Below are 7601 nucleotides of genomic sequence, written 5' to 3' on the forward strand. Positions count from 1 at the left end.
AATTTATACGACTAATGCTATTGAATCTACTAACCGTCAAATTCGCAAAATTATTAAAAATAAAGGGGTATTTCCAGATGATAAATCGATTCAGAAAATAATCTTTTTGGCATTGACAAATGCATCTAAAAAATGGACAATGCCTATTAAGAATTGGGCGATGGCTTTAAATCAATTTGCTATACTTTGTGATACTAATTTACAAAATTGTGCAAATGGAGAAATCATACTTACACAAAGAATCTGACAGACCCTGCAATGACGGTTTAGTATCCACGCAACAATGCTTAAATTCTTGCGTTACTATCTACTCAAAGCTTTTAGGCCTTCCTTTAAGCCGTCTTTTATAAATGAAATTTTAGCTTGTTTGCCGTCTGCGGTAATTAGTTCTATATAATTATCGTTTGATAGAATCATGTCTAGATCGTCTTTTGTAATAATAGCTAAAGCCTGACAGCCGTTTACTGTACAATTTACGTATTTTCCGGCTGCTATTCGTTTGTCACTGCTATTAATAACTGTACCTGCCAGAATTTGAACATTTGATGGGACTATTTCTATTATTTTTAATTCCTGTTCTTCTTGTTCCCCATTGAAATAACCTATGTGATAAATGGCTAATATTTCCTTTTCTTTATCTTTCTCTAGATTATTAATTTGTTGTGATAAGAAGCAAAGTTGTTTTTTCTCATTATTAAGAGTACAATTTAAAGTCCAAGCTCCGTACTTTTTTGGTGCTGTTGATGCGTTGACGTTTCCTATGCTATACAAAACAAAAGTGCCGGTTATTATAAATAATCCACTAAAAACAAAAGCAATTTTTTTTATACAATCTTTCATATAATTTTTAACCTTTTTAAAATATTTTCTTTTCCTAAAATTTCTGCAATCTCAAATACGCTAGGTGATGCAGTCATACCTGTTATTAAAGCTCTTACCGGTTTCATAATGTCATTCAGCTTTAAGTCGTTTGCTGCTGCTATTTCTTTAAATTTATTCTGTACGGATTCCTTATCAAACTGCTCAAGTTCGCTTAAGTTTTCTATAATTTGTTTGATTAAATTCTTATCGCAATTTTCTATAATTTCTTTTGAATCTTGGTTGCAGATGATAGGCGAATCTACTAGATAAATTTGAGCAAGGCGTGTTAGTTCTAGTAATGTTTCACTTCTAACTAACAAGCTTGGCATTGCTTGTTTGATATAGTCTATTTCCTGCTCACTAACCTTAAACTTCTTCGGCAACTCTACTGCTAGGGGTAATTTGTACGTCAATCCGGTACTCGCATCCTCACGTATGTCTATATATGCTGCGGTGCTGTGTTCCGTGTTTCCTTCAAATTCCTTCCTATAAGCGAGCTTCCGAAGAAGTTTATTATAATTTTGTTCCAATATCTCTACAGTCTTTGAAGTTAAGCTATCATTGTCAAGCATTCTTAAGTAATGAGCGTTAAGGCTATTCATCTTAGCAAAATCAAGCTTAGAAGGTGATTTACCGAGTGAATCAAGATTAAACCAGTCTATAGCCTGAGTCATTGAGATAATTTCATCATTGCCGTGACTCCATCCAAGACGCAGTAAATAATTACACAAACTTTCCGGTAAATACCCCATATCCTTATAAGCTTCAACGCCTAATGCTCCATGCCTTTTGGATAATTTTGCTCCGTCTGCTCCATGAATTAACGGTATATGAGTCATGCTCGGTACTGCATATCCGAAAGCCTGATAAATAGCGAGTTGTCTTGCTGCATTGGTTAAATGATCGTCACCTCTAATAATATGAGTTATACCCATATCATGATCGTCTACTACAACGGCTAGCATGTAAGTAGCAGTGCCGTCTGCTCTTAATAGTACCATATCGTCTATATGAGAGTTTTCAATTACTACCTCACCTTGTAAGGTGTCATGAATTGTTATGCTCCCCTCTCTTGGAGTTTTGAGACGTATTACCGGCTTAATATTAGTAGGATAGATAGATGGATCTTTGTCACGCCACTCGCTATTAAAAATAAAATGCTGTTTATTTTCTAAAGCTTGTTGTCGCTGTCTTTCTATTTCTTCTTGTCTAGTAAAACAATAATATGCTTTATCGTTTTGCAGTAATTTTAGTGCAGCTTCTTTGTAAAGATTATTACGTGTAGACTGGAATATAACCTCACCGTTCCAATCAAGCCCTAGCCATTTTAGACCTGAGAATATAGCTTCTACCGCTTCTTTAGTTGACCTTTCTTTATCAGTATCTTCAATGCGAAGCAAGAACTTACCGTTATGATGCCTTGCGAACAAATAATTAAAAAGGGCGGTTCTTGCCGAACCTATATGTAAAAACCCCGTCGGTGACGGAGCAAATCTAGTAATTACGTTATTAGTCATTTATTATCTTTTTTAAATATATACTAAGAACTGTGTCATACCGTGGCTTGACCACGGTATCCAGAAAACAACTAAACATACTAATATTATTAGTATGTTTAACTGGATCCTGCGATCAAGTCGGCTTTGTTGCATGGATCAGTTTTTGCGTTATTGCAAGGAAATTGCATAGCAATTGACGAAGCAACCCAGTAAAGAATGCTAAAAATTAGCATTTTTTTATTATTTTTCTGGATTGCCACGCCTCCTTACAGTCGCTCGCAATGACGATTCGGTATTCATGCAACAAGGCTGATCAAGTTAGCTAGGATAACACATACTCTTTCTCCCCAAACACATAAAATAATTTACGTCTATATCATCGTTTAATTTCCACTCATTTTTAGCCGGATCATATACCAAGCCTTTCAGCTCTTTAATTTCAATTTCGGTATCCGTAAGCATTTCGTAAATTTCCAACGGTTTTAGGAATTTGCTATAATCATGAGTATTTTTTGGTACCCAACCTAAAATATATTCGGCAACTATTATTCCAAGTATGTAAGCTTTTTTAGTACGGTTAATCGTAGAAATTATTGCCATACCGTTTGGCTTAATATGCTTCACCAAATTTAGTATAAATTGCTGTACGTTTTCTACATGTTCAATAACCTCAAGACAAATTACCACATCATATAGCTTGTCACTTTCTAATTCTTCTATAGTAGATTGTAAATAATTTATCTTTACGCCGTTTTCCTTAGCATAAGCAGTTGCCGTTTCAATATTACTTTGCAGTGCATCAATGGCTGTAACGTTAAAACCTTGAGCCGCTAAAGGCGTTGCAATTAACCCTCCACCGCAACCGACGTCTAATATTTCTAATTTAGAAATATCGTTAGACATCTTCTCAAACTCTACTTCTAGAGGTAATTTGTGCGTCAAGCCGCTGCTCGCATCCTCACGTACTTCTATGTACGCTGCGGTGCTGTGCTGCATGTTTCCTACAAATTCCTCTCTATAAGCGAGTTTGGAAAGGTGTTTATTGTAATGCGTAGTTATTTTCTCTATTATATATTCAAGGCGAATAGGGTTTATTCGGTGTAAGATACCGAATTCTCCGTCCTTATTCCACCAATTATGAGAAATTTTCTCAAATTTTTCTAATTCTTTTTTATCGATTGAAGACATAGTCTATGATTCTTTCCAATATCATCCCGTGGCTTGGACCACGGGATCCATAAGTACAGCCTAAGAACTTTAGTGGATCCCGTGGTCAAGCCACGGGATAACAAGAGGCCATACAACAAACATATATAATATACTCAGATGACTTTAATAATACTAGCCTTAATTTTAATTAGCTGCATATTTGCCCCGCTTGGCTGCATTGCCCTATGGAAGAGATATATTTATTTCGGTGACGGGCTTGCTCATAGTAGTTTTTTAATGGCTAGCATAAGTATTATAGCACATGTGCCATTAATATATTCAGGCATAATAGTTGCAATTCTTTTTTCGTTTTTTGTGTTTATTTTTAAAAATAATTCTGAAAAAAACGCAGTTATTAATTTGATTTCTAGCTTTATGTTAGCTGTTGCTTTAGTTATTAATTATTTTACTTCTTTGCAGAATAATATAGTGAATTTGTTGTTTGGGGATATTTTATCCGTATCTTTTAATGATTTGATGATACTTGCAATAGTGCTAATAACTATTATAGGCTTTATAGTATATTTTTATAATCAAATTCTTCTTATCATTATCAATAGAGATATTGCCGTCATAAAAGGCTTAAAGGTTAATATTATTGAGCTAATATTTTTACTTCTTCTCTCATTATCGGTATTTTCTGCTATAAAGATTGTCGGAGTACTTATGGTAACTGCTATTTTACTTATTCCTGCAATGATTGCACGGTTTATAGCATATAGCCCTTCCCAGATGATTATAATATCAATTCTTATATCTTTATTTATTAATTTTTGTGCCGCAGTTATCTCTTTCTACTTTGATTTACCTTTAACTCCATTGTTTATTATATTAGGTACGTTTATTTATGGTTTGTTGTATTTAAAGCGATTATTATGAACAAAAATGAATTTACTGAATATGTCAAAGAATTGTTAGAACCATATAGTTCAGTAGCCGTTCGTGCAATGTTTGGTAGATATATATAAGGGTGGTGTTATGATAGGAATTATTAAGAGCAATGAATTATATTTTAAGTCAGGCCTAAGCACTTATGAATATTTTCAATCTTTCGGTTCTGAGTCATTTGTATATCAAAGTAAGGGTAAACTTATAACTCTATCATATTGGAAGGTGTTACCTGAAATTATGGAGGATCAAGAGTTATTAGGTAAGTGGTTTAAATTAGTTTTGAATGCTGCTATTATAATAGTCAAAAGAAAAAATAAATGTCGCCCCGTGGCTTGGACCAGCGTTGTTGTATGTGGCGTTTTTTTCCGTCATTGTGAGAAGACACCATAGGCGTCGACGAAGAAATCTCAGGCACGATTCCTGAGATTGCCACGCTCCTTGCAGTCGCTCGCAATGACGTTAGAATCTATCCACGTTTTTCATAATCTCAAGATAATCAATTTTGCCGCTTGTAAGTAGAGGTATTTCTGAATCGGTAATAATTACTTGCAGTAAATGTAGTAAAGAAATTTGAGCTTTAGATACAGCATCTGCAAAGTTCTCTCTATTTATATCGGAACCGGTAGTAAGTAAAATAATCTTTTCTCCGTGCGTTTTATCGGGAATAGAAATAGCAGCGTGCAAGGAATCAGGATCAATTTCGCTTGCAAGTTCTTCAATTTTTGTAAGAGATATCATTTCCCCTGCTATTTTAGCAAAGCGTTTTAAACGTCCTAAAATTGTTATATATCCTTCAGAATCGATTTTGACTATATCGCTTGTGTCGTACCATTCTTTATAAGTACAGTGACCTTCTAAGTCCAAGTAACCAAGCATGATGTTAGGACCCTTAATGAATAAACGTCCTCCTTCATTTATTCCCTCTACTTTCTCAAGCTTATAATTAATTTTCGGTAATAATCTTCCTACCGTGCCTGCTTTATTATGCATAGGGGTATTGCAAGCTATAATAGGTGAGGCTTCTGTAATCCCATATCCTTCAAAAATACGTATGCCGTACTTATTAAGCCAAAATTGTCTTGTAGATTCTTTTAATTTCTCGCTACCGGCAAATATATAGCGTAATGAGTAAAAATCATATGGGTGAGCGTAATTAGCATAACCGTTTAAAAAAGTATCGGTAGAAATTAATATAGTTGCTCCAATATCGTATATAACTTCAGGAATGCTACGATAATTTAGTGGAGAAGGATATAGAAACAGCTTAATACCGTTTAAAGTTGTAATAATTGCACCACTAAGACCAAAACAATGAAATAGCGGTAGCGCATTAAATACTATATCTTCAGGGCTAAAAGGTACTTTAGCAGTTATTTGATATCTATTAGTTTGTAAATTGCTGTGAGATAATAATACGGCTTTAGGTTCACCTTCAGTACCCGAAGTAAAAATTATCACTGCCGGTTTTTCGTCATCACGATTACGACAAAAATAATTGTAATAAGTTTGGGCACAATAACTTCCTATTTTTGCTTTTAGTTTTAGAGCTGTACCAATCTGATTTTTAAAATCTTCTAAATATATTATTTTAATACCGAAATCTAATAAGTTAGTTATTAATTCATGTAAATTTGCTTTCTCAATAAATTGTTTTGAAGTGTAAACTACTTTAATTTGTGCAAGTTTACAGGAGTTAATAATAGTACTTATGCCGCTGCTCCAGTTAATTATAGCAGGAACATAACCGCTAGATTGCATAGCGTAAAAAGTAATTAACGTATTCGTGGTATTAGGCAACATTAAGCCTAAATTTCTGCCAAAGATATTATTCTTTTTGATTAAATCACCTAGGATAAAAGATTTTAATATTAAATCTCGATAAGTAACCGCATTTTTTTCAAAATCATTAACTATTTTTTTCTTAAATCCATGAATTTTAGCAGCTTCTATAAGAGATGAGAATACAGTATTTTTATAGTCTGAACTCTCAAACATCATGTCAGCCATAATATCATAAAGAGTCCTAGATATATAACTGCGTCGTTCTTGATTGCTTGTAGCATCCATATTAGCGAATTTTACCGGCGGTAAAACGGTTATAGTAATTTTAGGAAATATTTTTCTTTTTAATATGTTTTTTAATTTTGATAAATGAGTAAATTGAGTACCGTCTATTCTAACCGGTAAGACGGTAGCACCGGCTTTATCGGCAATCATTCCCGGTCCTTCGTATATTTTCATTAAAGAGCCGGTAACGCTTATTCTACCTTCAGGGAAAATTGCTACTTTCTGATCCTTTTGTACTTCTTTTACTAAAGTCTTTATTGCCATTGGGTTACTTGGATCAACCGGCAAAGTTCTTGCCATACGTAAAAACGGTTTAATCCACCATATTTTTTGTATATCGGGACTAATTGCAAAAGTCATTTCTTCTCGTAAGTAAGTAGCAATTAGCGGCGGATCTAGATATGAAATATGGTTAGCGACCACTACTACTTTTTTACCTGCTTTTTGAAAATTTTCAAATCCTTTAACTTCAACCTTATACATAAGATCAAAACAGATTTGGAATATTCTTCGCAATAGCTTAAACGGAATAATTTTAACTTCAGGTATTAAACGGTAAATATGTATAGTAACGATTATATTAGCTAGGCTAATAAATAATATAATCCAGGGTATAGTGAAATTTAGGTAAAATAATAAAGATAGAATTATTGTTGATCCCACCATAAAAATGGAATTGATAAGATTGTTAACGGCAATAATTCGACTACGATGAGCAGGGTTTGCGTAATGCTGTAATATCGCAAAAAGAGGAACGATATATAATCCGCCTATTGCCGCTAAGAACAATAAATCTATAACTATTCGCCAATTATGTCTTTTCGATAAAAATACTAAAATACTTTTTAGCTGAGTAGGTTCGTAGTTAACTGAGCTAATTCTACTTGCAAAGAATAAATCAATACCGAAAATACTAATGCCTAGGGCTGAAATAAATAGATATTTAACGGTTATCTCATCTTCAAATATTTTGCTACATAAAAACGAACCGACCCCAACACCAAACGAGAAAACCGCTAAAAATAAATTAGCAACATTCTCATCAGCTTTAAAAGTTATCTTAGCAAGTAAAGG

At 33.7% G+C, this 7601-nt stretch carries 7 protein-coding genes; 3 read left to right on the forward strand and 4 right to left on the reverse strand.

The genetic code is table 11. The features are described 5' to 3' along the window. The coding region (locus O6R16_RS06975; protein ID WP_499680432.1) for a transposase at positions 1 to 247 on the forward strand (247 nt) is incomplete at its 5' end. Between the two features lie 56 nt (positions 248 to 303). Here the strand turns inward: O6R16_RS06975 and O6R16_RS06980 are convergent. The 3 genes from O6R16_RS06980 to ubiG all read right to left on the reverse strand — a co-directional run bounded on the left by O6R16_RS06980 (position 304) and on the right by ubiG (position 3548). Continuing rightward, positions 304 to 840 (reverse strand): invasion associated locus B family protein, encoded by a 537-nt coding sequence (locus O6R16_RS06980; RefSeq protein WP_499680569.1) that lies wholly within the window; start codon positions 838 to 840, stop codon positions 304 to 306. After that, positions 837 to 2378, reverse strand: a complete 1542-nt coding sequence (gene gltX, locus O6R16_RS06985; protein ID WP_499680570.1) for a glutamate--tRNA ligase — start codon at positions 2376 to 2378, stop codon at positions 837 to 839. Before gltX ends, O6R16_RS06980 begins: the two co-directional genes overlap by 4 nt. Positions 2379 to 2678: 300 nt before the next feature. Then, on the reverse strand, positions 2679 to 3548 hold the full coding sequence (gene ubiG / locus O6R16_RS06990; RefSeq protein WP_499680571.1) for a bifunctional 2-polyprenyl-6-hydroxyphenol methylase/3-demethylubiquinol 3-O-methyltransferase UbiG: 870 nt from the start codon (positions 3546 to 3548) through the stop codon (positions 2679 to 2681). Between the two features lie 138 nt (positions 3549 to 3686). Between ubiG and O6R16_RS06995 the strand changes: the two genes are divergently transcribed. Together O6R16_RS06995 and O6R16_RS07000 are read left to right on the forward strand one after the other, a co-directional pair. Continuing rightward, positions 3687 to 4448 carry a metal ABC transporter permease gene (locus O6R16_RS06995; protein WP_499680572.1) on the forward strand — a complete coding sequence of 254 codons (762 nt, stop codon included), beginning with the start codon at positions 3687 to 3689 and terminating at the stop codon, positions 4446 to 4448. Positions 4449 to 4547: 99 nt separating this feature from the next. After that, entirely contained in the window at positions 4548 to 4850 is a 303-nt protein-coding gene (locus O6R16_RS07000; protein WP_499680573.1) for a TfoX/Sxy family protein, read from the forward strand. 69 nt (positions 4851 to 4919) lie between these two features. Here the strand turns inward: O6R16_RS07000 and O6R16_RS07005 are convergent. Continuing rightward, positions 4920 to 7601, reverse strand: a 2682-nt coding sequence (locus O6R16_RS07005) for an acyl-[ACP]--phospholipid O-acyltransferase (protein ID WP_499680574.1), incomplete at its 5' end; no start/stop codon positions are given.

The sequence above is a fragment of the Candidatus Rickettsia tasmaniensis genome, assembly GCF_036857515.1.
GTDB classification, from domain to species: domain Bacteria; phylum Pseudomonadota; class Alphaproteobacteria; order Rickettsiales; family Rickettsiaceae; genus Rickettsia; species Rickettsia rickettsii.